Here is a 23,411-nt window from a genome sequence, read left to right as displayed (position 1 = left end):
GAATGGGTTTGCGCAACTTCTTTGACCGGATTGAGCCGAACTTTACCAAGGGCGGCAAATACGAAAAGCTCTTCCCGATCTACGAGATGGTCGAGAGTTTTATCTACACTCCGAAAACCGTAACCACTGTTGCACCTCATGCGCGGTCTTATGTGGATATGAAGCGGATCATGACCTATGTCGTGATCGCGACAATCCCCTGTATCCTGTTCGGGATGTGGAACACCGGGTATCAGGCGAACTCAGCCATTGCCACGCTGGGCCCGGATGCGGCCACCGGCTGGCGGATCGCCCTTTTGCAGATGTTCGGAATATCGCTGGATCCGTCCAGCATCTTTGCCAACACAATGCACGGGCTGCTGTACTTTCTGCCGATCTACATCGTGACACTGGTTGCGGGTGGTATATTCGAGGTGATCTTTGCCACAGTGCGCGGTCACGAGGTGAATGAGGGTTTCCTTGTTACCTCAATGCTTTACACGCTGATCATGCCGGCAACCACGCCTTTGTGGCAGGTCGCTCTGGGCATCATTTTCGGTGTCGTGATCGGTAAGGAAGTGTTTGGCGGCACCGGCAAGAACTTCCTGAACCCTGCGCTTGTGGGTCGTGCGTTCCTGTACTTCGCTTATCCGGCGCAGATGTCGGGCGACGCGGTCTGGACCCCGGTTGACGGGTTCTCAGGCGCGACTGCCTTGGCCGTGTCCGCTGCGGACGGCGTGCAGGCTCTGGCGGCCGAAGGTATCACCTGGTGGAGCGCCTTTTATGGCACCATTCAGGGCAGCTTTGGTGAAACCTCGACACTGGCCTGCATCATCGGTCTGGCATTCCTGTTGATGACCAAGATAGCAAACTATCGCCTGATCGTGGGGTGTCTGGCCGGAACAATCGCATTTACCTGGCTGCTGAACCTGATCGGATCAGACACCAATCCGATGTTCGCAATGCCATGGTACTGGCACGTTGTGCTGGGCGGTTATGCCTTTGGTCTGGCCTTTATGGTGACCGAACCCGTTTCCGCAAGCCACACCAATGTCGGCCGCTATATCTATGGCGCGCTGATTGGTGTCATGGTTGTGTTGATCCGTGTGGTGAACCCGGCCTTCCCCGAAGGCATGATGCTGGCCATTCTGTTCGGTAACGTCTTCGCACCCCTGATCGACTATTTCGTCGTTCAGGCAAACATCAAACGGAGGGCGCGTCGCCATGTCTGATACGCAATCCCAAGAACCTAAGGGCGCGATTGCCAAGTTTCTGGCGGCCTCGCCGGATTCAGTCGGCAAAACCGTCTTTGTCGCTGTCGCAATCTGTCTGGTTGCCTCGATGGTCGTATCGGCTGCCGCTGTCAGCCTGCGCCCGGTACAAGAGGCGAACAAGCTGAAGGACAGGCAGGTCAACGTTTTGCAGGTGGCGGGCGTCTATGAGCCCGGCATCAATGTGACCGAAGCCTTTGCGGCGTTTGAACCGCATGTGCTGGAACTGGCGACTGGCGATTTCGTCGACGATCAGTTCGACCCGGCGACCTTTGACGATCTGGCCGCGGCCAGCGACCCCGAGCTGAGCGTCGCGCTGGACGATGACCCCGCTGGTATTGGCCGCAAGGCGAAATACCGCGTCATTTACCTGCTGCGCGACGATGCCGGTGATCTGGACAAGGTGATCTTGCCACTGCACGGCTATGGTCTGTGGTCCACGCTCTATGGCTTTATCGCGCTGGAAAACAATGGCAACGATATCTTTGGCCTGCAGTTCTATCAGCATGGCGAGACCCCCGGCCTCGGCGCTGAGGTGGACAACCCGCGCTGGAAAGCACTGTGGAGCGGCAAGAAACTGCGCGACGATGCCGGTGATCTGCAGATCACAGTTGCCAAGACGCAACCCGCCGCCGGCCCCGATTTCTACGTTGACGCGCTGGCCGGTGCCACGCTGACGTCGGTCGGTGTCGATAACCTGGTGAAATTCTGGATGGGTGACGCGGGCTACGGCCCCTTCTTGGCCAAACTGCAAGCAGGAGAGTTCTGATGTCCCAGACAAAGAAAGAGCTGTTGGTCGACCCGCTTGTCGACAACAACCCGATCACCCTGCAGGTGCTGGGCATCTGTTCCGCGCTGGCGGTAACTTCGTCGCTGCAGGTGGCCTTTGTGATGGCGCTGGCGGTGACCTTCGTGACCGGCTTTGCGTCGATGTTCATCTCGATGCTGCGCAATCAGATTCCAGGTTCGATCCGGATCATCGTGCAGATGGTGATCATCGCCTCGCTGGTGATCCTGGTGGACCAGATTCTGAAGGCATACGCGTTCCAGATTTCGAAAACTCTGTCGGTTTTCGTCGGTCTGATCATCACCAACTGTATTGTGATGGGTCGCGCAGAAGCATTCGCCATGAAAAACCCGCCGATGGCCTCGTTCATCGACGGTGTGGGCAATGGACTGGGCTATGGTCTTATCCTGCTGCTGGTTGGCTTTATCCGGGAACTGTTCGGCTCGGGCAGCCTGTTCGGCGTCACCATCCTGCAGACGGTGAACAATGGTGGCTGGTATGTGCCCAACGGCCTGCTGCTGCTGCCGCCCTCGGCCTTCTTCGTGATTGGCCTGCTGATCTGGGCCTTCCGCACGTGGAAGCCAAACCAGGTCGAAGAACGTGAATATAAAATCCAGCAGGTAGAGGCGCACTGATGGAAGGGCTTATCTCTCTGGCCGTAAAGGCCATCTTTGTCGAAAACCTCGCGCTCAGCTTCTTTCTCGGCATGTGTACCTTCATCGCCGTATCCAAGAAGATTTCGACGGCGCTGGGTTTGGGTATCTCGGTTATGGTCGTGCAGGCCATCACCGTTCCCACAAACAACCTGCTGCTTAGCTACCTGCTGAAACCGGGTGCGCTGGCATGGGCCGGGTTCCCGGATGTGGACCTGACCTTCCTCGGCCTGATCTCATATATCGGTGTGATCGCCGCGATGGTGCAAATTCTGGAAATGGTGCTCGATAAGTATTTCCCGCCGCTCTACAACGCACTGGGGATCTTCCTGCCGCTGATCACGGTGAACTGCGCGATCCTTGGTGGTTCGCTGTTCATGGTGGAGCGGGACTATAACTTTGCCGAAGCGGCGACTTACGGTCTGTCTTCCGGTTTCGGTTGGGCGCTGGCGATCACCGCGATGGCAGGCGTGCGCGAAAAGCTGAAATATTCGGACATTCCGGATGGCTTGCAGGGTCTTGGCATCACCTTCATCACCGCGGGACTGATGGCCATGGCCTTCATGTCCTTCTCGGGCGTGAAACTGTAAGGAGGGGCCGATGGAAACTTTTAGCCTTGGCGTAATCCTTTTTACCCTGATCGTTCTTGCGCTGGTGGCCATCATCATGGCCGCGCGGTCCAAGCTGGTCTCGACCGGTGACGTGAACATCACCATCAACGGTGAGAAAACCATCTCGGTCCCTGCCGGCGGCAAGCTGCTGCAAACGCTGGCGGCCGAGAAACTGTTTGTCCCCTCGGCCTGCGGTGGCGGCGGGACCTGTGCCCAATGCCGGGTTCGGGTGCATTCGGGCGGCGGATCGATTCTGCCGACCGAGGAAAGCCATATCACCAAGCGCGAAGCCGCCTGTGGCGACCGTCTGTCCTGTCAGGTTGCGGTCAAGCAGGACATGGATATCGAAGTCCCCGAAGAGGTCTTTGGCGTCAAGAAGTGGGAATGTACCGTTCGTTCGAACGAGAACGTGGCCACCTTCATCAAGGCGCTGACGCTGGACTTGCCCGAGGGTGAGGACGTCAACTTCCGCGCCGGTGGATACATCCAGATCGAAGCGCCAGCGCACCAGCTCTCGTACACCGATTTCGATGTCGAAGAGGAGTATCGCGAGGATTGGGATCGCTTCAATCTGTGGCAGTACAAGTCCGTGGTGAGCGAGCCGATCGAACGGGCCTATTCGATGGCGAACTATCCGGACGAGAAAGGCATGATCATGCTGAACGTCCGGGTCGCCTCGCCACCTCCGGGCTCGGAAGGTATCCCGCCGGGTCAGATGTCGTCTTACATCTTCAACCTGAAACCGGGTGACAAGGTGACGATCTCGGGCCCGTTCGGCGAATTCTTCGCCCGCGAGACCGAGAAAGAGATGGTGTTCATCGGCGGTGGCGCCGGTATGGCACCGATGCGCAGCCACATCTTCGATCAGCTCAAGCGTCTTGAAAACCGCAACCGCAAGATCAGCTTCTGGTACGGCGCGCGGTCCAAGAAAGAGATGTTCTTTGTCGAGGATTTCGACACGCTGGCCGAAGAGTTTGACAATTTCGAATGGCACGTCGCGCTGTCGGATGCCCAGCCCGAGGATGACTGGAAAGGCTACACCGGCTTTATCCATAACGTGTTGTTCGAGGAGTACCTCAAGAACCACCCGGCGCCTGAGGATTGCGAGTTCTACATGTGTGGACCGCCAATCATGAACCAGTCGGTCATCAACATGCTGCTGGATTTGGGCGTGGACCGCGAAGACATCATGCTCGACGATTTCGGCGGGTAAGAAACGAAAAACCGGCGCCTATAGCGCCGGTTTTTTTTGTCAGCCAGCTTCGACTTTGTAGTAGTCCCGATACCATTCCACAAATCTGGCAAGACCCGTACGGATGTCTGTCTTGGGTTGATACCCGGTAAGTGACTGCAACAGACTGGTGTCTGCCCAGGTCGCAGGAACATCCCCCATCTGCATAGGCATGTAATTCCGTATAGCTTTCTTGCCGAGCGCGTCTTCGATCGCCTCAATAAAATCGAGAAGGCGCACTTTGTCGGAATTGCCGATATTCACCACCCGATAGGGGGCAACCGGCGACAGGCTGTCACCTTTGGCTATCTCGCTTTTGGTTTCAGGCCGTATGGGGACGGCGTCAATTAGCAGACGAATGCCCCGGACAAGATCGTCCACATAGGTAAAGTCACGATACATGTCCCCGTTGTTGTAAATGTCGATGGGACGGTCGTTCAGAATGGCGTCAGTGAACTTGAAATAGGCCAGATCGGGCCGCCCCCACGTGCCATAAACCGTGAAAAAGCGGAACATCGTGGTCGGAATATTCCAGAGGTGGGCATAGGAATGCCCCATTGCTTCGTTCGCTTTTTTTGTCGCGGCATAGATCGTCAGCTGACTGTCCGCCTTGTCGGTTTCGGTAAAAGGCATATCCTCGTTCGCGCCGTAGATCGAGGATGTAGAGGCCATCAGCAGGTGATCGACGTCATGCAGGCGAGCGACCTCCATCACATTGAAGGTGCCTGTGATGTTTGAATCTACATAGCTGCGCGGGTTTTCCAGGCTGTATCGCACCCCAGCCTGTGCTGCCAGATGCACGATGATGTCCGGTTTGAACTCGTCTGCTACCTGTAGCAGGCGCTCGTGATTTTCCAGAATGTCTTCGGTCGCGGAAAAACCCGGCGTTTGCAATAACATCTGATGGCGACGTTGTTTGAGCGTGACGTCGTAGTAATCCGTCATTCCGTCATAACCGTGGACTCGGAACCCTTCTGCCAACAGCAGCCGGGCAAGGTGAAATCCGATGAAACCCGCCGTACCCGTAACTAAAACCCGCTTCATGAAAACCCCCGAGTGCAGCGCATGTCCTGAAACCTGACGGGCCGCTTTCCCAACAAAGTTAAAGGACAAATTTCAAACATGGCACTCAATTGCAAGGTTTCGTTGGCCATCGTCACAATGTGCGATTTCCTCAGCTACGCAAACGGGTGGCCATTTCTGTGAAAGCAACGAATTCATTGGCGATTTCCCGTGCCGCCAGTTGCAAAAGCCGCGCGCCGTGTTCCGGGCTCGCCAAGGCGGAATGAGAGCCGACGCGCCCATCGGGAAATGCCGCGCGGTGCTCGTCAGGTGGGCCATGCCGATCGCCGCTATGGGCTTTCAGATAATCGGCTGTCAGTTTTTGCGGCGGTTGCGAAGCATCCAGCGGGGGTAACACTCCTAAAAGATGCTGGGTGATTGCGATTTCCGATGGTGTCGCGTGCATGCCTTCCCAGTCACCGTACAACTCCTTCCGAAGTGCGTTGACAGAAGGGGGTTCCCACCAGCTGCGGACCCTGAGTGCACCTTCCGCAAGTGATGTTGCGATTTGGTGCAGAGGTTCAACATTCGCCCCGTGACCATTCACGATGAAGACACCAAGAAACCCTTGTGCCAGACACCCTCCGATGACCTCTTTTGCAAGCAAACCAAAGGTTTTGGCAGATACGGAAACTGTCCCCGGAAAGGCGGTGTTGAACGGGGCAGGGGTATAGGCCAGGGGAGGCGCGACAATGGCATCGCACAGCGATGCGGCCCCCAGGGCCACTGCTTCGGCACAGAGTGTATCGGTCCCGATCCGGCCCATTGGCCCATGCTGTTCGGTTGATCCGACAGGCAGCAAAATGGCCGATCCTTTGTCGATGCGGGATTCGACCTCGCGCCAGGTCATATGTTCAAGTTTCATGCTGGTCTCCGTGAAATACGCGCCCAGAAACGCGCCGCTTCGCTTTCCCTTTGTGATTCGCCGCAGTACGTTAGGGGCATGGAAGATTCATTGCCCATCGATTTCACGAAACCCCCACTGGATCAGGTGGTTGGCGCAGCGGTCAAATCGCATCGCATGTTGGCAAACCTGACATTGTCCGAGCTTTCGGCGCAATCGGGTGTGTCCACTGCGATGATCTCCAAGATTGAACGAGGCCAGGTCTCTGCCTCTCTGGCCACGCTGGAGGCGCTGGCGCAGGGGATTGGAGTTCCACTGATCAACTTTTTCGCGGGCACCGTAGAACGTTCGGACGTTTCTTTTGTCGCTGCGGGTGAAGGTGTAACCGTTCAGAGGTTGGGAAGTGGGTTCGGCCACAGCTATAAGCTGATCGGACGGGCCGAAGGTACGCATGTCAGTTTTGAAAGCTTCAGTGTGACGCTTGAAGGCCCGCTTGCCCCGCGTCCGCTGTACCAGCATCAGGGGATCGAATTCATCCACGTCACTGATGGTGAAATGGTTTACCGTTGTGGGGACACAACCTATCACATGCGCCCCGGGGACAGTCTGAGCTTTGACTCCAATTCCGCACATGGGCCGATCGAGTTGAAGACGGATACCGTCAGTTTCGTCACAGTCGTGTCAAAGGCCGTATCTGGCCGCAACTGACCTTTGCGATTAGACAAGACCGGCCCGCTAAAGGGCCGATCTTGCTGAGTGGTGTTCAGAGGCCCCAGTTTTCTTTGTTCTTTTCAAAGAAACCTTGGGCTTTTTTGACGTTTACCCAGTTGTTTACATAGTTGATCCAGACCTGATCGGCCTGCGGCAGCAACATCGCAATAGGAGCGGGCGAGCGTGGGCCGGCATTCTTTACGCGCACGACCGGGAATTTCTCTTCCAGCGTCGCACCTTCGATGTTTGATGTGATGAAGACATCCGCACGTCCTGCAATCACCTCCTGAAAACCACGGGCAGGGGCCTCGACCACCTTGATTTCCGCGTCCGGGAACCATTCACGGGCGTTTTTCTCGAACGTCGTTCCCAGCGTCGTTGCGACAACCACATCCGGCTTGTTGATCGAGTCATACCCGTCGAACCGGTCCGCCTTGTCCTTGGTTGTGTATGGATACAGTTCGACGGAAATATAGCTTTCCGAGAATCCGGCAACTTTCATGCGTGGCGGTGAAATCGATGCGGACCCGGTAATGTGGTACTTGCCCGAGACGACGCCGTTGACCAGCGTTTTCCAGTCGGTCGGGACGTATTCGACTTCGACCCCAAGATCACTGGCAAGCTCGTTCATGATGTCGATGTCGAAGCCTTTGTAGGAATTAGTTGCCGGATCGCGCAGCGACATGGGATTCCAGTCACCGGTGGTGCCGACCTTCAACACGCCCGAATCCAGAATCTCGTTCAGTGCGGACTGGGCCTGTGCCGCGGTGGACAGGGCAATCCCGACCGCCGCGACCGCTGCGATTTTCAAGAACTGTTTCATGTTTTTCTCCCGTTGGTGGCGCAGACGTTATCTTCGCTGCCAGATTGTTTCTTGATTTAAGCGCAAAGACAAAGATAACCTCAAGAAATATTTTTACTGTGAAGAAAAGCGCGAACAGGAAATCAAATGCCACCAGCCGCGATTGAGCTAGAAGGCGTCAACAAATGGTTTGGCACATTTCACGTGCTGAAAGATATCAGCCTGACTGTTGGAACCGGTGAAAAAGTTGTGATCTGCGGTCCGTCGGGATCGGGGAAATCAACGGTTGTCCGATGTATCAACAAACTTGAAGAACACCAGAAGGGAACAATCCGCGTTGACGGGACCGAACTGACGAACGATCCCAAATCGGTTGCAGCCATCCGGTCCGAGGTCGGGATGGTGTTCCAGCAATTCAACCTGTTCCCGCATCTGACCGTGTTGGAAAACCTGACCCTTGGCCCGATCAAGGCGCGTGGCCTCAGCCGGAAAGAGGCCGAGGAAAAGGCACGGCATTATCTTGAGCGGGTACATATCCCTGATCAAGCGGATAAACGGCCGGGGCAGTTGTCCGGAGGGCAGCAGCAACGGGTCGCAATCGCCCGGTCCTTGTGCATGGAACCTAAGGTTCTGCTGTTTGACGAGCCGACCTCGGCACTTGATCCCGAAATGATTTCGGAAGTTCTAGATGTCATGGTCGAACTTGCCGAAGAGGGCATGACAATGGTGGTTGTCACCCACGAAATGGGATTTGCCAGAAAAGTCGCCGACAACATGATCTTCATGGACGCCGGTGAGATTGTCGAACAGGGGCCACCTGAAACATTCTTTGGCAGCCCTCGCTCCGAGCGCTGTCAGAAGTTCCTCAGCCAGATATTGCAGCACTGAGAGGTTATGATGAAAAAGCTATTCCTCTTTCTGGCGCTGCCGCTTCTGCTGACTGGCTGCGCGTCGTCTGACATCTGGGGCTGGTACGTCATTGACCCGACTACAGCCAGCGGTTGGACCAATATCAAATTCCTGATCTCTGGCATGGGCGATACCATCCTGATTTCGGTAATCGCGGCTGCCATTTCGATTTTTGTGGGTTTGATCGTGGCTTTGCCTGGGTTGTCCGAAAGATGGGGCTGGCGTCTGGTGAACCGGGTTTACGTCGAGCTTGTCAGGTCGATTCCCCTGCTGCCCATGCTGTTCTGGGTATTTTACGGGTTGCCGATCATCTTTCGGTCGATGGGCCTGAACATTCCGATCGATCCATTCTGGGGGGCGATCATAACGCTGGCGATTTCCGACAGTGCCTTCACCGCCGAAATCTATCGTGCGGGCATCCAGTCGATCGCCAAGGGACAACGCGAGGCCGCGCAAACAATTGGCTTGAACTATGCGCAAACCATGCGATACGTGATTCTGCCACAGGCGATCCGGCGCATTCTACCGCCGCTGGCCAATCAGTTCATCTACATCGTCAAGATGAGCGCCTTTGCTTCTGTCATCGGAATGCAGGAACTGACCCGGCGCGCGAACGAACTGGTCGTAACAGAATACCGGCCGCTGGAAATCTATACGTTGCTGATTTTTGAATATCTGGTCCTTGTGCTGATTATCAGCGCCTTTGTGCGCTGGTTGGAGCGGCGCATGGGATCGGACGAGCGCGGGTAAGGAGCTAACCGATGGACTGGAAAGAATTCATGGCAGAGACCGAGGCCAACATCGGAGCATTCTCCAAGGAGGTGCCGGAAACCGTCAAGGGCTTTGGTGTCATGGGCAAGGCTGCGAAAGCAGATGGCGCGCTGAGCGAAAAGACCAAAGAATTTATTGCTTTGGGAATAGCCGTGGCCACACGATGCGACAGCTGTATCGGATTTCACACCCGCTCATTGGTTCGGCTTGGAGCCAGCCGTGAGGAAGTGTGCGAAGCGTTGTCGATGGCAACGTATATGGGTGGGGGACCATCTTTTGCCTACAGCGCCAAGGCGCTGAAAGCGTTCGACACCTTTTCGGAACAGGAGTAACCATGCGACCCGATCTGGCCGGGGCCAAAGGCTTTATCCGCAACTGCTGGTATGTCGCGGGCCGAAGCGAGGATTTTGACCGCGAACTAAGCGCGGTTCGGATGCTGAACGAAGACATCGTGATCTTTCGCGATACCAAGGGTGCACCCATCGCGCTTGAGGATGCTTGTCCGCATCGCAAGTTACCCCTGTCTCGTGGCACCGTAGAGGGGGATAACGTTGTATGCGGTTATCATGGCCTGACCTTCGATTGTTCCGGTGAATGCGTGATTGCCCCGACGCAGTTGGACAATCCGCCTCGCCGTGCGGCAGTTCATTCTTATCCGGCAGAGGATCGCTGGGGATTCCTGTGGCTGTGGATGGGCGATTCGGCGCAGGCTGACCCGGCACAGATCATCGACATTCCGAACTTCGACAATCCATCGTGGGGGAAAACCCAAAAAGGTGCCATGGAAATGGCCTGTCATTACCTTTACATCACCGACAACCTGCTGGATCCCAGCCATGTGGCCTGGGTGCATCTGACCTCTTTCGCGGGGGCTGGAACGGACAATCAGCCGCTGGATCTGGAAGAAACCGATCAGGGTGTGATCGTGTCACGTTGGATACACGATCAGCCGCCTGCACCTTACTACAAGCCGATGTTGCCATTCGGGCCGAATTGCGACCGCAAGCAGCACTATGAATGCCGCCTGCCATCTACCGCCATCAACATGTCCGTCTATGCGCCGGTGGGCGAGGGTGGCCCGGACAAGCCACTGTCGCAGAACGCGCTTGTCAACATTTCCTACAATTTCATTACCCCGGTCGATGAAGAACGGTCACGCTATTTCTGGTTCCAGCATCGGAATATGCACGCCGAGGATGAGGCACTTTCCCAGCGTATGTTCGAAGGTGCGATAATGGCCTTTACCGAGGACAAAGAGGTTCTTGAACATGTTCAGACCGGAATGGCGCGCCGTAAATCGGCATACCTGAATCTTGGGCTCGATGCCGGGGCGATGCGGTTCCGTTCGCGGGTTGCCAAGATGATTGCGGCCCAAGACGACACCGAGGCGCAGGCAAGCTAGGTCACCCTGCAGAAAGACGGCCTTCCGGGCTTTGACCCACATCCTGCGCCGGATCGTCGAAAACGGCGCGGATACACGCATATTCAGTCAGAATTTCCGTTCCTCCGGGCACCGTCGCCGGGTCGAAAACGCCGTCTTTCCAAACCGCGACGCCATCCACGGTGACGGTGGGGTTCAGTACGTTCAGCGATATTTCCCCTGGCGCATAGTGGCCGCAGGTGTGGAAATGCAAAAGGCGGGGGTTGCCAAAGGCCGCGCCGCTCCAGCGTTCAAAATTCTTGTGGGCGGGCACCGGATAGGCACATCCAGGATGAATGCCGGCGTGCCAGGAGTGCATGGTAAACGCGTCCAGCCCGAACATCTGACCGACGTTCTCGTAATGAGCCTGGGCGCGCTCAACATCTGTTTCGTGCCCGGTAAAATGGGTCAACCGGTTTTCCTCGAAATGCACGGTCAGGGGGTGCTGCAAGGTGCAGCCGTAAGGGTCGTAGAATTTGGAACCAGTCCCGACAAGGAAGCCGTCCTGAATCACGACACCCGAAAAACCCTTGGCGGGGACAGGGGCAAAAACCGACATCGGGAACCGGTCGACACAAACGTCCGCTGGCCCGGCCTTGGGATATGCCGCTCCGGGCCCGTGAAAGTCCGTACCCAATGGACATGTCACCCGGATTTCAGTGGAATTCGCAAGCAGCGCGTTCACGGCATTCTTCAACGCCACGAACCCCTGATAGTTCGCGCGCCCGAACCCCGAGGCCAGCATTTCTGCGTCCAGCGCATATGACATGATGGGGCGAATACCTGCCATGGATGCGTCAAAACGAATCTGGTCGCCGCTGCGCGACAGAAAAAGTGTTCGGTCAGAGGCCTTCATCTCTTCGACCAATGCCTGGGGCAGGGCCGACCCCATCGGATCGAACGGCGCTGTCCGGACCAAAGCGTGGATGCCTAAAGTACGCGCACATTCGACGACTGCATCAACGATTTCCTGATCGTAGTAATCGTTGTCCGGGTCTTCGCGCAGGACCAGCAGCCGATCCCCGGCACCAAGACCGCCGCAGGTCGACAAAAGGTTTGTTGCTCCGCTGTGCAGGTTCGTTTGTTGCATATTCGCGCATCCCGAATTCGTCGGCCGAGTTTAACGCGATCACGTCCGCGTGATCCATCAAAATTTCCTGGTGGTGGAATTTTCTACTGGCAATATTCTGCTGCTTTGGTCTTTAGTACCTTGCACGCGAACAGGGAGGGTTGGATGAGCGCTTGGATCGAAATGGTGTCCGATGAATATGCGGATGGTCGTCTGAAAGAGTTGCTGGATCGCGCACGTACGCCCCATGGGACAGTGGATACTGTCATGCGGGTCCATTCGCTGCGCCCCGAAACGATGAACGGCCATGTCACGCTGTACCGCTCTGTGCTGCATTCGGACGACAACAACCTGCCATTCTGGTTTCTGGAAGTGGTAGCAAGTTACACTTCGATCCTGAACGATTGCACCTATTCCCTGACCCACCATTTCATGAACGTGCGCAATCTGATCAAGGATCAACCCCGCAGTGACCGTATATTCACGGCGCTCAAGGCGCACCGGCCCGAAGACGAGTTCCAAGGGAAAGAGCTTGCGTTGTTGCGCTATGCCGCCAAGCTGACCACGGATGTGGGAAAAATGGTGAAATCGGACTTTGAGGCCCTGAAGATTGCGGGATGTGATGATGGTGAAATTCTCGAGGTCAATCAGGTCTGCGCCTATTTCAACTATTCCAACCGGCTGTTGAATGGTCTGGGCGCGACCACTGAGAATGATGTGATCGGGTATTACAAAGGTGACGAATAGCGCCTGGCGTGAGACACTCCGGCTCAAAAGTTGACCGCACCTATCGTATAGACCATTCTGGGAGTTGTTAAATTTCCATTCGGCTTTCCGCGAACTGTCGGAAGGCCGCTGTTGTTTGTGAGATAAACCGCATGCTTGATGCGTCGCGGAAGCGGTATTTGACAGATACGCACCGGATGAGAGAGCCGGTGGAAACCCTTGCCGTCGTGCGGGATCATCTGCCCCGGATGGGTATTACCCGTATCGCAAATCTGACCGGGCTGGACCGGATTGGGCTGCCGACAGTGATGGTGACCCGTCCCAATTCACGTTCGGTCGCGGTTGCATTGGGCAAAGGGTTGTCGCTTGAGGCAGCCGAGGCGTCCGGTGTCATGGAAGCGATCGAAACCTGGCATGCGGAACATATCATTTTGCCGGTCCGACTGGCGAATTATACGAATATCCGCGACGACGTTCGACTGGTTGACATCGACCGGTTGCCCAAAGTGACAGGCGCGCGGTTTGACCCGGATGCAAGGATGCTGTGGATCGAAGGAACCGATCTGACTGACGGAGCCTCGCGCTGGGTTCCGTATGAAATGGTCGATACCGACTATACCGCCGAGCCGCTGGTGGGGCGGCACATCTTTCCTCGCTCCACCAATGGTCTGGCCTCGGGTAATGTGACACTCGAGGCTACCTGCCACGCGATCTGCGAACTGATCGAACGGGACGCAACGACGCTGTGGCATCTGGGACCGGAAACCGCGCGCATTGATCCATCGACGATTGACGACCCGCGCTGTCTTGAGGCGCTTGGCCGATTTGCTGCAGCGGATATCGACGTGGGAATTTGGGAAACAACCTCGGATATTGGTGTTCCCAGTTTCCGCTGCACGATCTGCGAAACCGGGGATAGGCCCAGTCATATCGGGATCGGTGATGGCTGCCACCCGGATCGTGCCATCGCCTTGCTGCGTGCCATGACCGAGGCCGCGCAGACCCGGCTGACTTATATCTCGGGTGCCCGCGATGACCTTATGCCGGATGAATTCACGGCATCGGCCCTGCGGGACAAATGGACCTATATCCGAAGCATGACAGACCGTTGCGCGCCCAACCTGGGCTTTTCTGATGGTCCAAACCGATCAACAGGTTCGTTCGAGGACGATCTGGACTGGCTGCTGGCGCGGCTGGCCTCGGTCGGGCTTGATCAGGTCGTCGCCGTCGATCTGTCACGGGAGGATATTGATGTTTCGGTCGTTCGGGTTGTCATCCCGGGCCTTGAGGCTCCGCATGACGATGCCGACTACGTTCCCGGCCCAAGGGCGCTTGCTGTTCCGGAGAGACCGGCATGAGCGCCGTCGTCTTCGTCGGACCGACGCTGGACGCGGCCTCTGTCGCCGGGTTTCTGGATGCCGAGGTTTTGCCGCCGGTAAAACAGGGCGATGTTTACCGCGCAGTCACGAACCGCCCCCGTGCTATTGGCATAATCGACGGGTATTTCGAAGGTGTTCCTTCGGTTTGGCACAAGGAAATCCTTTGGGCGATTGAACAGGGGATCGCGGTTTTTGGAAGTGCCAGCATGGGCGCGTTGCGCGCCTCGGAACTTTCTGATTTCGGCATGATCGGCGTCGGAGGCATCTACGAAGCGTATTCAAGCGGACAGATAAGGGATGACGATGAAGTTGCCGTGCTGCACGGTCCCGCGGAATTGGGGTTTCCAACCTTAAGTGAGCCGATGGTTTCCATACGTGAGACCATCAGGCGGGCCGTTGATGCCGGTATTCTGGGGGCGGAGGCGGCAGAAATCGTACTCGGCACCGCGAAATCGTTGTATTACCACGACCGGACTTGGAAGGCTGTTCAGTCCGGGGTTGGGGCAGAACTGGGCGGGCATCGGTTTTTCGATTGGTTGCAGGATGGTCGGGTCGACGCCAAGCGCGATGATGCCTGCGAAATGCTGAAGGCTATGCGGGTGTTCCTGCAGAAAGATGACCAACCGCAGCCCTCTGTTCAAAGGGTCGAACGCACGCTGGTCTGGGATGGTCTTGTTCGCCGGGTCGGCGCTGAAACACAGGCTCACCCTGCGGGTCAAGGCGTTTTGAATGAGCTCAGGCTTGATCCGGACCGATTTTTCGACACACGGGAACGTGCCGCGCTGCGTATGTTCGCGCGGCAGAATGCCGGTCGTAGCGGTACGCAAGCTGACCGCTCGGCATTGCTGGAACAGATGTCGTTGCATCGTGCCCGGCATGGTTTGGCGCGGCGGAGTGACATACTAGCATGGTTGGAACTGAATGATCTGGATGAGGCCGGATACGAAGATTTGCTGAACGGTTCGGCCTGCAAAAAGTCATTGCTAGAGCGCAAGAGCACTGAGCTGATACCTCATATTCTGGCTGAGCTTCGGTGGGAGGGCACCTATTCCGAACTCAAGGCAAGAGCGAATGCCAAAGATAGGATGATCGAGGTAAACGATGGGCGCGATCGTGAACTTTCAGGTGCAGACAAGGTGCGGATGCTGATCTGGTATTTCGAAAGCGTTTTGGAATCCGAAGTGCCCGAGGACCTTGATGCCTATGCGCAATCTCTGGGCCTTGCTGGGCGCGAGGACCTTCATGAACTGATCGCAGGCGAATTTCTGTATTGTATGGGCGCAGGCGGGTCGGGTCAGACTACCGGGAAAGGCCCGGGCTGAACTGATCGCCACGGTGACAAAAACTGGAGGGATACATGTACGGACCCGATACCGACGAGGGCGAAGCCCCCGGCACGCGGTTTCTGATCTTTCCGCAGTCTCCGTTTTTGGCGGGTAACGCCGAACCCGAAATGGTCGAGATATCCGCCCCCCCGGGTTCTATTGGACCGGGCCCGTCCGGGCCGCGCATGTACACGGTCAACCCGGTTGGCAAGACAGCGCACTATGGTGCCAAAGTGCAGGGGCCGGAGGGGCCGCAGATGTACCTGCCGCCATGGAATGGCCCGGTTCATCCACACCCTGAACCGGACGAGTTTGGCAATTTCATACACATAGACCCGTCCAGCCCGTCCTTCGAGGCCGCGCATCTGTTTGGGTCCGCACATTTTACAATGGATGTCTGGGAGGGCTATTTCGGGCGTCCGATCCCGTGGCACTTTGCTCGTGATTATGATCGTCTTGAATTGTCTCTTCTGCCGAATCTGGACAATGCCCATATCGGCTGGGGGTTTCTGGAAACCGGTGGCTCGCGCGAGCATGACAATGAATACAGGCCCTACAGCCTGAATTTTGACGTTGTCGCGCATGAGATCGGACACGCAATCATCTACAGCGTGATCGGTATGCCGGGGTCGGAGCACACGTCAGGGGAGTATTACGGATTTCATGAATCCGCCGCCGATCTGGTGGCTTTGCTGGCTTCATTGCACTTTGGCTCTGTTGTGGACGATTTGCTAGAAAACACGCGGGGCAACCTGTACACCTACAACCGGCTCAGTCGCTTTGCCGAACTTTCGGATAACGCTCAGATCAGGATGGCGACGAACGAACGCTCGATGCGGGAATTCGCAGATGGATGGTCCAGCGAGCACGACCTGTCCGAACCCCTGACAGGTGCCATGTTCGACATTTTCATAGACATCTACCACGAACGCCTGCTGGTGCATGATCTGATTACCCCTGAAGTCGAAAACCTGTCCGACCAGCTTGAGGGCTCACCAGACTATGTCAGTGTCATGCAGGGTTTTTTTGACGAGGAATACGCCCGTAATCCCGAAGGTTTCCGAATTGCCCTGCTCGAGGCACGGGATTTTCTGGGCACATACCTTGCGGACGCCTGGGAGATGCTGGACGCCGATATGCTGAGCTATTTCGGCGTGGAAAAAGCGATGCTGGCGGTTGATCGTGAAATCACCGGTGGTGCCTTCGCAAACATCATCGAAGGTAACTTCCGTATGCGCGATATCGGTCTGGCATCGGCCGGGCCACGCCTTGCCGAACCGGATGCCGAGAGCCATGCCGTATCCGTACGTACCAGGGTGCCAAGGTGACAGGCCGTAAATGTCTTTGTTTTAGCCGCGTTATGTGGCATTTTGCGCCGGGGTGATTTTTGAAGAATATTTTGGTCTGGGCTTTAGCACGGACCGCAATGAGGGGGAGATGAAGTTTCTGGCATCGTCGATCCCGCAATAGGGAGAAAGAACAATGTCTGAGTCTTTGCTCAGTTTTTCCGAAGTGTTGTTGTTTGGACGTCTCGTCGAAGATCTTGCGGTCAGGAAAGGCTATAAGACCGTTCGTCTGGCGTTGGTCGATGACAACAGCGATACCCTGCCGGCGCTGACCGACAAAATCGACGATGTTCCGATAGCTGATGGTGACAAGGTTCTGGTGCAAGTGTCGAAAGACAATGAGCCTAACAATGTGTCCGGTTTGTACAGGGTAAAAGAAGACGCTGCGAACCCAGGCACTTTTTCCTTGGAGGGTCTTAGAAGAATTCGGAACGGGAAGTTCGTATTTGTTCAGGAAGGCAAGCAACACGCCAAGACATTCTGGAAACAGAAAGCCCGGAAAAAGCAGGACCTTCAGTATTTCATTGACCGGGGCAAGCGGAGAAAAGGCTGGGGTGCAAACAACTTTGTTGGCGAGCAATTCGAAAAAGACCCAAGTCTCGCCCGCATCTATGGGTTTGCATATGACGGTACATATTACGAGCTGCCCGAGCCAACGATTTTCCTTGTACATGGCGAGGGCGAAAGCGCCACAGATCACAATATTCCAGACAATCAGGCAGGCAGAGCGCCCTTGTCACCGTCGGAATCGGGTGTTGCTTCAGCTGACTATCAAATGTCCAACGACATCCGTGTGTGGGACTATGACAAAGCTGACTACACAATCCGAATGGATGTGCTGACCGGACAATTCGAGCAGGTTTTGCTTGATCTTTTCTTCGGCTCTGATGGGCCGTCAGTGAGTGGCGCGCGGGTCAGCGGGGCCCGCGTGAGCGGCGCGCGGGTCAGTGGAGCTCGTGTAAGTGGTGCCAGAGTAAGCGGGGCTCGTGTCAGCGGTGCGCGGGCGCGCGGATCTGAGGATTAACAATCCCGCCAGTCCCTTGCCCAAAACTTCGGGGTCTTCCGTATCGGAAGGCCCCTTTGCTTTAGAACCCGGCTATTTTCAGGCTTTCCACAAAATGTTGCGTATCCTCGGGGCGTCGGTCCGGTTGAACACGGCCCCAGCGTTGCAATGAGAAATTCGGATGCACTTTGCGGTGCCTGTCGGCTATTTCGCGGGCAACGTCGAGCTTGCCCAATTTCACAAAGCTCGCCGCAAGGAGTCTTTGCCCCTCGGCAGGGTTGTTCATTTTGTTAATCCATCGGATGGTATCGTCATATTCGCCCAGATTGAAATAGGCACCGGCGATGTGCCAGAGATACTGATCCGGAAAGTATGGATTCAACCGCATCGCCCTTTTCAAATACTCAATTGCCGCTTCGTTGTCGCCTGAATGGGCCAGAGTATCGGCAAAATCGGACAGAAGATCTGCGTCATTTGGATTGAGCATCAAGGCACGGCGATATGCGCCGATCGCGGCGTCGTGTTCCTTGCGGTAAAGATGTACGAAACCCAGCTCGCCAAATCCTCGGGCATCCGTTGGATCCAGTTCAATGGATCGCTGCGCCAGAGCCAGCGCTGTATCCAATGCCTGATCCTGATCGGTTGCCCAGGAATAACGCCAATCTATATTCATCGTGCGGGACAGGGCAGCAGAGGCGCGGGCATATGATCCGTCACGCTCCAACGCGCGTGCATAGAGTTCGTGCGCTTCGTGATTGTCCTGCCGGGTATACTTATAGATATGTTGCTGTCCGCGCAGGACAAAACCATAGGCGGCCAGATCAGACGGTATTGCTTGGATCATACGCTGCCGTTCCTGAGCTTCGATCAGCACGGCCGCGGCAGCCACAATGGATTCTGTCACTTCGTCCAGAATATCAAAAATATCGTCAATTTCCCGATCGTATCTTTCACCCCACAGTGTTCTCTCGGAATCCGCATCAATCAGCTCAACAGAAATTCTAACTCTGGACTTGCTCCGCCGAACGCTACCCCGTGCGACATAGCGCACACCAAGCTCACGGGCGGCCTGACGGGGCGACATGGATTGAGCCTTGAAGAAATAAGCGGAATTCCGGGCAATGATGAACAGGTTCTTGAACTTGGAAAGATTGAGGATGACGTCGTCGGTCAATCCTTCCGCGAACCAGTCGTCGGACGGATCACCACCCAGATTGCTGAAGGGCAGTACGGCAACGGATGGAATGTCCGGTCGTTCCCTCTCAATCAAGCTTGTGTCCGGTCGCAAGGTTGACGCCATCGTGGCGCCTTCGGCCTCGCTGCGAACGCAATAGGTTGGAACCGGGTCCAGAATGTTCTTCAGCTGCTGGGGTCCAAGAAATTCATAGCCATAGCGCAGGTGGTTGCGGATTTGCTCATATACCGTTGCACTTATGTTGACACGACCAGGTTCGGCTATGCTCTGCAGACGGGCGGCGATGTTAACGTTTGCGCCGTGAATTCCGCGGTCATCTTCAAGCAGTTCGCCCATGTGCACGCCAACACGAAAGCGTATACGTCTTTCTTCCGGCTGGGTTGGATTGCTGGCCTCGGCTATCTGATGCAGTTTCACACCGTACCGGACGGCGTCGGTCGCAGTATCAAAAACGGCCAATACACCGTCCCCGCGAACCTCGACGATATTTCCACCGTATTGCGCGCATGCCGCATCCAGCTCGGCCAGAACAGTTTTGAGCGAGTTATACGTGTCGATTTCGTCTTCGCCCATAAGGCGCGAAAACCCGACCACGTCTGCAAACAGGACGGCACCAAGCCTTCGCCTGTAAGATTTGTCGGTACTACTCACATTAACGCCTCGTAACACTAATTCCGCTACAGTTGCCATATCCACCAGATCGTGCTCGAATTTTGATTGCGATTCCGGATGGCCTTTTGAAAAGTCTTTAGATTTCCGTTCCCTTTTGTGGTGGCCACTTCCAACCGCTTGCCGCGTGGCACCCCAGTGCGACAATGGTATTGTCACTCAGTTCCCGGGCCAGCACTTTACGCTGCTTTGCCCATTCGTCGCGCAGCATGCCGACCACGATCATATCGAAAAACCGGCCTTCGGCATACCACGCCTGCCGCATGCGACCCTCGACCTCGACACCCAATCGGGCCATAAGGTCGGCGCTTCGGCGGTTATCCTCGCGATAATAGGACGTAATTCGATTTAACCCAAATTGTTTGAAGGCGAGGTCCAGTATCAGAGCCACAGCGCGAATGCCAACTCCGTTGCGTCTGGACTCGTGGTCTACGAACAAGGCCACGACCGCATCGCGGTTCACCAGGTTCAAACTGTCCAAACCAACCATGGCAACAACTTTTTCATCGTGGTTTTCAACCACGAACCAGTAACTTCCTGTATTTGCCGGTTCTTCTATCGATGCCCGCCAGATTTTCTCTGCCGCATCCAGACTGAGTGGTGCGCGCCAGGACCGGTCAAATGTTGCCAGATCGTTTACATCGCGAAACCATCCCGCCGTGTCGGCCAGATCGCCTTTTTCCAGTGGTCTCAGCATAAACTGCTGTTTGAGTTGGTCTGACATTGACCGCCCTCTTGTCTGGATTTGTTGCCGATTGAAGTTCCGGCTTACGTAGTTAAAATTTAGTTTAGTATTTTTAAGTAGTTAGCCTTATTTTCGCTAATTGGGCGGCATCAGGCCAGAGTTATTTGACTATTATTCAGCGAAATGTGGATCGTTAGCAACAAGTAGAAATTGGCCTTTGATAAATTTAATCCAAGACGGCGTCAATCCGGCGGTATGTCGACTGTATGGCGACCAGAAACAATCGCTGGCGAAATCAGAGGAATCTGACAACCGGAATCGTCATTTATTAACTGAAAATATCGAATTTCCGGACCCGCACCCGGGATTTCATCATGAACCCGAATGAAAACAGCAGGCGGTGCAACAGTGGTCCGTTCCGTTTGAGCCAAAGCTGTTTTTCCGTATCCGGCAAAATCTCAGCTTCGAAATATGCCTCAGGCAGGAACATTGCGCCAGTTACGCATTTTATGAACAGGCCTAAACGGCGGAAAGGGTTGGCGGTCTTCCAAGTCAGCTTTTCCGGCAGCTTCAGTTGGGTTTCCGGATTGATCGGCCGCAGAAGCCTGATCTTCTTAGGACTGAGCGGCAATCCCAGAGAAACTTTTGCTGCTGTGGTCAATCTCTGAACAAGCGAACCGTCGACTTTCAGACACGCGACGCTATCAGGTTCTGCCCAGGGATTGGATTGTAGGAGAGCGGTTTTTTCAGCCAGCAGCTTTCGCAAAACCGTTGATGTCACTTCGGGATCTACCTGATCAAACGTCTTTTGTTCGGTCAGCCCCTTTAGCCATCCTTTATCAAACGAATTTCGCGGCACCAGATCCTTGACATTAATCCCTGACTGACATGCAGGAAGAAGCGTAGAAAAGTACCAATCGAGTTCACGGTTAAAGGCTCGATAGTCTGGAATGGCGAGATTTTTGAAGTTGTAGCTCAGTGGGTGAATTTCTTCGTCACCAACAAACGATCGAACCAATTCGTCGCTTGCCTGCCCCTGTTCACAACAAAATTCCATTATTTTACGAAGGGTTGGTGCCGGTTCGGTAATCAGCGCCTCATGCGAGATTGGCAGGATGCGATCAGGATGTGCCTGACACGCTGCAAGCGCAGCCTCATTCATGGTGCGCCAGTACACTAGCTGCTTTTGGGAATAGGACAGGTCAAAAAATTTAGCCGTGTCCATTCCGGTTTCTTTTGCAAAGCGGTGAACGTCAGACGGATGAAATTCACCACCAAATAAATCGAACGCGGGCAGTACGGAATCGATGACAGAACAGGGATTTCTGAAAACAAAGACAAATTTAGCATTCGGCCAAACATTCAAGAAATACTCGATCCGCCCGCAGGCCCTATCAAATTTTATAAGTGACGGAGAAGTCCCTATATCAAGATCTGCCACGAAATTGTTCAACGCCGGGTCGTCATGTGCCCGGGTAAACATGGGCGCGCGCGTGTGCGCGTAAATACCAGAGGGTGAAAGCTCTGTGGTTCTTTGGACCGTATCTTCGTTACAGTCGCTGATTGAGTTTCGAAGAAAGGGTTCAAAGAAAAGCCCTGGCTCAGCATCAAAACGCTCGTATGCCTTGGCCATGAACCGGAACAATGCAGTAGTGCCCGAGCGACCCACACCAAAGATCACGACGTCCGTGCCACTCTGCTTTGTTGGATTACTCACTATATGATTTTCCATCTGCTGGCCGTCGCCTGTATTTGCGGTGTGTCAAACGTTCAAATCGGGACGGCTGACTAATTCCATTAGGAACGTGTTTTGGAGTGCCGGATGTGGGAAACGTTCTGCGGCAAGCGACATCCGTTCCAGGAACTGCCGCATCGCGTTGCTGGTTGAAAAGCCACCTGGCTCGATCACCGAGATAGTTTCCGGAAGCCGATGGAAGATAGCGCCATTGAGATAAAGTTCCTGATTCAATCCAAGATCAGCCATCTGCAGACTTGTATCAAACGGAAACCGACGGAGCCATTCTGTTCGGGCATATTCAGATTGGTGGCAAAATGTCATGCCACGTGAAATCTGTGTGCGATGGGTATGGGGTCGGGTTTCGTCCATATACCGGGCATCACCATAGACGACGTCGTGCAGCCCGAGGGATTGTTTGACAAGGCTTAGTGTATTTTCATCAAAAAACGTATCCCCCGAATTCAGAAACACCACGTATTCCTGCGAGGCTTGCGCGACCCCCAGATTCATCGCATCGAACAGGCCTTTGTCCTGCCCGATTATGGAAATGTCGGGCTTGCGACTGGATTGTTCGACCAATTCCAATGAGCCGTCGGTGGAACCGCCATCGACAAAAATCCATTGAAAATCAGTCATGGCCTGCGTGCTGATCGACTGAATGGTTCGTTCAAGGCCAGCACGGTTGTTCAGATTGATCGTAATGATCGTCACGGTCCCGGTGCCCATTGCAGAACTGGACTGTCTTTGAAAATCGGACACAAGGCTGTCGTTCAGCAAATCTTTCAACTCCACCTTCTTGGAAAAGATATCGGATTGGCGCGCTGACAAAAAACCGGCGATGCAAATCTCGGCGTTGGGATTGCATCCAACTTGCCAGCCGTGCTCCAGAAAATCGTACAGGGTCAAATGACTCTCGACACCGTAGCGTTTCTTGTAATGGTCGACGTCAAAATATGAATTCGGCGCGATCGGTCTGTCTTTGACCAGCTTGCACCATCGCGAAATTGACGTGGTACGAGAGATTCCGCTCCAGCCCAGTTGTGCATTTACATGACCGTCATCAAAATGCTCGCACTTGTCATAATAGAGGATCAGCTCTTCCATTTCAGGCGGCGGTAGCGGATTTTTCATGGGCTTGGCTGGCATCACGGTCTTACCTGTCAGAAAGAAAGCGCTTTTTATTACGCGCCATGACGATGGGCCGCGTGTATACATATGACGGAAG

Annotated in this window: 23 protein-coding genes; 15 read left to right on the top strand and 8 right to left on the bottom strand. The window is 55.1% G+C overall.

Translation table 11 applies throughout. The features are described 5' to 3' along the window. Positions 1-2: 2 nt before the first annotated feature. Genes ACR0NW_RS12355 through nqrF form a run of 5 tightly spaced genes read left to right on the top strand, consistent with a single transcriptional unit; the run spans position 3 to position 4,514 of the window. Positions 3-1,211 carry an NADH:ubiquinone reductase (Na(+)-transporting) subunit B gene (locus ACR0NW_RS12355; RefSeq protein ID WP_170652964.1) on the top strand — a complete coding sequence of 403 codons (1,209 nt, stop codon included), beginning with the start codon at positions 3-5 and terminating at the stop codon, positions 1,209-1,211. After that, complete coding sequence (locus ACR0NW_RS12350) at positions 1,204-2,019, top strand: Na(+)-translocating NADH-quinone reductase subunit C (protein ID WP_480450317.1); 816 nt, start codon at positions 1,204-1,206, stop codon at positions 2,017-2,019. Before ACR0NW_RS12355 ends, ACR0NW_RS12350 begins: the two co-directional genes overlap by 8 nt. Beyond that, positions 2,019-2,672, top strand: a complete 654-nt coding sequence (locus tag ACR0NW_RS12345) for an NADH:ubiquinone reductase (Na(+)-transporting) subunit D (protein ID WP_170652958.1) — start codon at positions 2,019-2,021, stop codon at positions 2,670-2,672. The genes ACR0NW_RS12350 and ACR0NW_RS12345 overlap by 1 nt, the downstream gene beginning before the upstream one ends. Beyond that, on the top strand, positions 2,672-3,280 hold the full coding sequence (gene nqrE / locus ACR0NW_RS12340) for an NADH:ubiquinone reductase (Na(+)-transporting) subunit E (protein WP_010441340.1): 609 nt from the start codon (positions 2,672-2,674) through the stop codon (positions 3,278-3,280). Before ACR0NW_RS12345 ends, nqrE begins: the two co-directional genes overlap by 1 nt. Positions 3,281-3,290: 10 nt before the next feature. Beyond that, positions 3,291-4,514 carry an NADH:ubiquinone reductase (Na(+)-transporting) subunit F gene (gene nqrF / locus ACR0NW_RS12335; protein ID WP_170652955.1) on the top strand — a complete coding sequence of 408 codons (1,224 nt, stop codon included), beginning with the start codon at positions 3,291-3,293 and terminating at the stop codon, positions 4,512-4,514. 39 nt (positions 4,515-4,553) lie between these two features. Here the strand turns inward: nqrF and ACR0NW_RS12330 are convergent, their stop codons facing one another. Together ACR0NW_RS12330 and ACR0NW_RS12325 are read right to left on the bottom strand one after the other, a co-directional pair. Beyond that, positions 4,554-5,576: an NAD-dependent epimerase/dehydratase family protein gene (locus tag ACR0NW_RS12330; protein ID WP_480450318.1), complete on the bottom strand. Its 1,023-nt coding sequence runs from the start codon at positions 5,574-5,576 to the stop codon at positions 4,554-4,556. 130 nt (positions 5,577-5,706) lie between these two features. Then, positions 5,707-6,459, bottom strand: coding sequence for a creatininase family protein (locus tag ACR0NW_RS12325; RefSeq protein ID WP_480450320.1), 753 nt, complete (start codon positions 6,457-6,459; stop codon positions 5,707-5,709). 78 nt (positions 6,460-6,537) lie between these two features. On the opposite strand from ACR0NW_RS12325, the gene ACR0NW_RS12320 reads away from it, so the two are divergent. Further along, positions 6,538-7,146 (top strand): XRE family transcriptional regulator, encoded by a 609-nt coding sequence (locus ACR0NW_RS12320; protein ID WP_170652948.1) that lies wholly within the window; start codon positions 6,538-6,540, stop codon positions 7,144-7,146. Positions 7,147-7,201: 55 nt separating this feature from the next. Here the strand turns inward: ACR0NW_RS12320 and ACR0NW_RS12315 are convergent, their stop codons facing one another. Next, positions 7,202-7,972 (bottom strand): transporter substrate-binding domain-containing protein, encoded by a 771-nt coding sequence (locus ACR0NW_RS12315; protein WP_170652946.1) that lies wholly within the window; start codon positions 7,970-7,972, stop codon positions 7,202-7,204. A 126-nt stretch (positions 7,973-8,098) separates the two neighbouring features. Here ACR0NW_RS12315 and ACR0NW_RS12310 point away from each other — a divergent pair, with 126 nt between their 5' ends. Genes ACR0NW_RS12310 through ACR0NW_RS12295 form a run of 4 tightly spaced genes read left to right on the top strand, consistent with a single transcriptional unit; the run spans position 8,099 to position 11,033 of the window. Further along, positions 8,099-8,839, top strand: a complete 741-nt coding sequence (locus ACR0NW_RS12310) for an amino acid ABC transporter ATP-binding protein (protein ID WP_170652944.1) — start codon at positions 8,099-8,101, stop codon at positions 8,837-8,839. Positions 8,840-8,848: 9 nt separating this feature from the next. Continuing rightward, entirely contained in the window at positions 8,849-9,610 is a 762-nt protein-coding gene (locus ACR0NW_RS12305) for an amino acid ABC transporter permease (RefSeq protein WP_170652942.1), read from the top strand. 11 nt (positions 9,611-9,621) lie between these two features. Beyond that, complete coding sequence (locus ACR0NW_RS12300; protein WP_480450321.1) at positions 9,622-9,963, top strand: carboxymuconolactone decarboxylase family protein; 342 nt, start codon at positions 9,622-9,624, stop codon at positions 9,961-9,963. A 2-nt stretch (positions 9,964-9,965) separates the two neighbouring features. Next, positions 9,966-11,033, top strand: a complete 1,068-nt coding sequence (locus tag ACR0NW_RS12295) for an aromatic ring-hydroxylating dioxygenase subunit alpha (RefSeq protein ID WP_480450323.1) — start codon at positions 9,966-9,968, stop codon at positions 11,031-11,033. Between the two features lies 1 nt (position 11,034). On the opposite strand, the gene ACR0NW_RS12290 is transcribed toward ACR0NW_RS12295, so the two are convergent. Beyond that, a complete protein-coding gene (locus ACR0NW_RS12290) occupies positions 11,035-12,141 on the bottom strand; it encodes a hypothetical protein (RefSeq protein ID WP_480450325.1) in 1,107 nt (368 codons plus the stop codon). Positions 12,142-12,285: 144 nt separating this feature from the next. Here ACR0NW_RS12290 and ACR0NW_RS12285 point away from each other — a divergent pair, with 144 nt between their 5' ends. The 5 genes from ACR0NW_RS12285 to ACR0NW_RS12265 all read left to right on the top strand — a co-directional run bounded on the left by ACR0NW_RS12285 (position 12,286) and on the right by ACR0NW_RS12265 (position 17,920). Further along, entirely contained in the window at positions 12,286-12,867 is a 582-nt protein-coding gene (locus tag ACR0NW_RS12285; RefSeq protein WP_480450327.1) for a carboxymuconolactone decarboxylase family protein, read from the top strand. A 158-nt stretch (positions 12,868-13,025) separates the two neighbouring features. Next, a complete protein-coding gene (locus tag ACR0NW_RS12280) occupies positions 13,026-14,204 on the top strand; it encodes a YcaO-like family protein (protein ID WP_480450328.1) in 1,179 nt (392 codons plus the stop codon). After that, complete coding sequence (locus ACR0NW_RS12275) at positions 14,201-15,547, top strand: TfuA-like protein (RefSeq protein WP_480450330.1); 1,347 nt, start codon at positions 14,201-14,203, stop codon at positions 15,545-15,547. The genes ACR0NW_RS12280 and ACR0NW_RS12275 overlap by 4 nt, the downstream gene beginning before the upstream one ends. Positions 15,548-15,582: 35 nt before the next feature. Continuing rightward, a complete protein-coding gene (locus tag ACR0NW_RS12270; RefSeq protein WP_480450332.1) occupies positions 15,583-16,878 on the top strand; it encodes a gluzincin family metallopeptidase in 1,296 nt (431 codons plus the stop codon). A gap of 154 nt (positions 16,879-17,032) precedes the next feature. Then, positions 17,033-17,920, top strand: a complete 888-nt coding sequence (locus tag ACR0NW_RS12265) for a hypothetical protein (RefSeq protein ID WP_480450333.1) — start codon at positions 17,033-17,035, stop codon at positions 17,918-17,920. A 61-nt stretch (positions 17,921-17,981) separates the two neighbouring features. Here the strand turns inward: ACR0NW_RS12265 and ACR0NW_RS12260 are convergent, their stop codons facing one another. From ACR0NW_RS12260 to ACR0NW_RS12245, 4 genes are all read right to left on the bottom strand, one after another. Beyond that, positions 17,982-19,745, bottom strand: coding sequence for an adenylate/guanylate cyclase domain-containing protein (locus ACR0NW_RS12260; RefSeq protein ID WP_480450335.1), 1,764 nt, complete (start codon positions 19,743-19,745; stop codon positions 17,982-17,984). 97 nt (positions 19,746-19,842) lie between these two features. After that, a complete protein-coding gene (locus ACR0NW_RS12255) occupies positions 19,843-20,487 on the bottom strand; it encodes a GNAT family N-acetyltransferase (RefSeq protein WP_480450337.1) in 645 nt (214 codons plus the stop codon). A gap of 289 nt (positions 20,488-20,776) precedes the next feature. After that, on the bottom strand, positions 20,777-22,180 hold the full coding sequence (locus ACR0NW_RS12250) for a sulfotransferase family protein (RefSeq protein WP_480450338.1): 1,404 nt from the start codon (positions 22,178-22,180) through the stop codon (positions 20,777-20,779). A 30-nt stretch (positions 22,181-22,210) separates the two neighbouring features. Next, the gene (locus ACR0NW_RS12245; RefSeq protein ID WP_480450340.1) at positions 22,211-23,332 is read right to left on the bottom strand and encodes a glycosyltransferase; all 1,122 of its coding nucleotides are present in this window, start codon (positions 23,330-23,332) and stop codon (positions 22,211-22,213) included. Positions 23,333-23,411 lie beyond the last annotated feature (79 nt).

The organism is Ruegeria sp. CF5, assembly GCF_056537325.1.
This window is presented reverse-complemented; position numbering and strand designations above follow the sequence as displayed.

Coding starts and splice junctions, on each gene's coding strand:
- ACR0NW_RS12355 (WP_170652964.1), top strand. CDS start 3: ATGGGTTTGCGCAACTTCTTTGACCGGATTGAGCCGAACTTTACCAAG.
- ACR0NW_RS12350 (WP_480450317.1), top strand. CDS start 1,204: ATGTCTGATACGCAATCCCAAGAACCTAAGGGCGCGATTGCCAAGTTT.
- ACR0NW_RS12345 (WP_170652958.1), top strand. CDS start 2,019: ATGTCCCAGACAAAGAAAGAGCTGTTGGTCGACCCGCTTGTCGACAAC.
- nqrE (WP_010441340.1), top strand. CDS start 2,672: ATGGAAGGGCTTATCTCTCTGGCCGTAAAGGCCATCTTTGTCGAAAAC.
- nqrF (WP_170652955.1), top strand. CDS start 3,291: ATGGAAACTTTTAGCCTTGGCGTAATCCTTTTTACCCTGATCGTTCTT.
- ACR0NW_RS12330 (WP_480450318.1), bottom strand. CDS start 5,576: ATGAAGCGGGTTTTAGTTACGGGTACGGCGGGTTTCATCGGATTTCAC.
- ACR0NW_RS12325 (WP_480450320.1), bottom strand. CDS start 6,459: ATGAAACTTGAACATATGACCTGGCGCGAGGTCGAATCCCGCATCGAC.
- ACR0NW_RS12320 (WP_170652948.1), top strand. CDS start 6,538: ATGGAAGATTCATTGCCCATCGATTTCACGAAACCCCCACTGGATCAG.
- ACR0NW_RS12315 (WP_170652946.1), bottom strand. CDS start 7,972: ATGAAACAGTTCTTGAAAATCGCAGCGGTCGCGGCGGTCGGGATTGCC.
- ACR0NW_RS12310 (WP_170652944.1), top strand. CDS start 8,099: ATGCCACCAGCCGCGATTGAGCTAGAAGGCGTCAACAAATGGTTTGGC.
- ACR0NW_RS12305 (WP_170652942.1), top strand. CDS start 8,849: ATGAAAAAGCTATTCCTCTTTCTGGCGCTGCCGCTTCTGCTGACTGGC.
- ACR0NW_RS12300 (WP_480450321.1), top strand. CDS start 9,622: ATGGACTGGAAAGAATTCATGGCAGAGACCGAGGCCAACATCGGAGCA.
- ACR0NW_RS12295 (WP_480450323.1), top strand. CDS start 9,966: ATGCGACCCGATCTGGCCGGGGCCAAAGGCTTTATCCGCAACTGCTGG.
- ACR0NW_RS12290 (WP_480450325.1), bottom strand. CDS start 12,141: ATGCAACAAACGAACCTGCACAGCGGAGCAACAAACCTTTTGTCGACC.
- ACR0NW_RS12285 (WP_480450327.1), top strand. CDS start 12,286: ATGAGCGCTTGGATCGAAATGGTGTCCGATGAATATGCGGATGGTCGT.
- ACR0NW_RS12275 (WP_480450330.1), top strand. CDS start 14,201: ATGAGCGCCGTCGTCTTCGTCGGACCGACGCTGGACGCGGCCTCTGTC.
- ACR0NW_RS12270 (WP_480450332.1), top strand. CDS start 15,583: ATGTACGGACCCGATACCGACGAGGGCGAAGCCCCCGGCACGCGGTTT.
- ACR0NW_RS12265 (WP_480450333.1), top strand. CDS start 17,033: ATGTCTGAGTCTTTGCTCAGTTTTTCCGAAGTGTTGTTGTTTGGACGT.
- ACR0NW_RS12255 (WP_480450337.1), bottom strand. CDS start 20,487: ATGTCAGACCAACTCAAACAGCAGTTTATGCTGAGACCACTGGAAAAA.
- ACR0NW_RS12250 (WP_480450338.1), bottom strand. CDS start 22,180: ATGGAAAATCATATAGTGAGTAATCCAACAAAGCAGAGTGGCACGGAC.
- ACR0NW_RS12245 (WP_480450340.1), bottom strand. CDS start 23,332: ATGCCAGCCAAGCCCATGAAAAATCCGCTACCGCCGCCTGAAATGGAA.